The organism is Pyxidicoccus fallax (assembly GCF_012933655.1).
Classification (GTDB): domain Bacteria; phylum Myxococcota; class Myxococcia; order Myxococcales; family Myxococcaceae; genus Myxococcus; species Myxococcus fallax.
The window spans coordinates 1-1,433 of sequence record NZ_JABBJJ010000701.1 but is presented as its reverse complement, the minus strand read 5'-3'; the positions used below and the strand labels follow the sequence as shown (position 1 = coordinate 1,433).

Annotated in this window: 1 protein-coding gene; it reads left to right on the top strand. The window is 69.9% G+C overall.

Annotation, left to right across the window (positions count from 1 at the left end; translation table 11 throughout):
- Window positions 1–132: 132 nt before the first annotated feature.
- The coding region (gene dnaG, locus HG543_RS53630; protein WP_343073673.1) for a DNA primase at window positions 133–1,433 on the top strand (1,301 nt) is incomplete at its 3' end.

Sequence of the window (1,433 nt, the reverse complement as noted above, 5' to 3'; positions counted from 1 at the left end):
AGCTTCCCGCTTCCGCCCCTCCACACCCGTGTTGAGGATCTGGCGGGTCGCCTGCCCTGGAGGGGACGTCAGCCTGGGATGCGATGATGTCAGGCGTGGGCCCACAAGTGCGTGGGCAAGGGGGTGGGAGCCGTGATTCCAGAGCACAAGATTCAAGAGGTCCTCGAACGCGTGGACCTCGTCGGCCTCATCGGACGTCACGTGGAGCTGAAGAAGGCCGGGCGTGAGTGGAAGGGCCGCTGCCCCTTCCACCAGGAGAAGACGCCCTCCTTCTACGTGGTGCCGGAGAAGCGCTTCTATTTCTGCCATGGCTGCCGCGCGAGCGGCGACGCGGTGTCCTTCGTCCAGCGCTACCTGGGGAAGACCTTCGTCGACGCGGTGAAGGACCTCGCCCAGGAGCTGGGCATCGACGTCCAGGGAGAGGAAGACCCCGGGGTCCGCGAGCGCCAGCGCGTCAAGGAAGCCACGGACTTCGCCGCCGAGCACTTCCGCGCCCTCCTGTGGCAGCAGGACGAGGGCCGCGCCGCGCGCGCCTACGTGGCCAGCCGCGGCGTCTCCGAGGAGACGGCCATGGCCTTCGGGCTGGGCTGGGCGCCCAACCAGTGGACGCTGCTGGCGGACCGCCTCCAGAAGCAGGGCATGCTGGAGTGGGGACACCAGGCGGGCCTCGTGACGCCCCGCAACACCGGGGACGGCTACATCGACTTCTTCCGGGGCCGGCTCGTCATCCCCATCCGCTCCCCCGAGGGGCGGTCCATCGCCTTCGGCGGCCGCCTGGTGGGCTCGGACGACGGGCCCAAGTACCTGAACTCGCGCGAGTCCCGCATCTACAACAAGAGCGAGACGCTCTTCGGGATGAACCAGGCGCGCGACGAAATCCACAAGCGCAAGGCCGCCATCCTCGTGGAGGGCTACTTCGACTGCATCGGCCTGTACCAGGTGGGGGTGAAGAACTCGGTGGCGCTGTGCTCCACCAACCTCACCCCGGGCCACCTCCAGGTGCTGCGGCGCGTGGAGGCGAAGCGGCTGTTCCTCCTGCTGGACGGGGACAAGGCCGGCCTCGCCGCCGTCGAGCGGCTCGCCGGTCCCCTGCTCGCCGCGGGGGCGGACGCCCGGGTGGCGCTGCTGCCCCAAGGAGACGACCCGGACACCTTCGCGAGGCGCGAGGGGTTGGAAGGAGTGGAGCGGCTGCTCGAGAGCGCCCAGCCGCTCACCACCCACTTGTTCCACTCCGTGCTGCCCGACGGAACGCGCTCTCCCTTCGAGGAGAAGATGGCGGCGTTGGACCGGCTCAAGCCCATGGTGGCCCAGGTGCCCCCGGGCCTCATCCGCAGGGACCTCTTCGAGGCCCTGGCCTCCTGGTTCGGCTGGACGGCGGCCGTCGTCGACGAGTCCCTGCGCAACCTGCGCCCCAAGCCCGGCGCCACCACGCC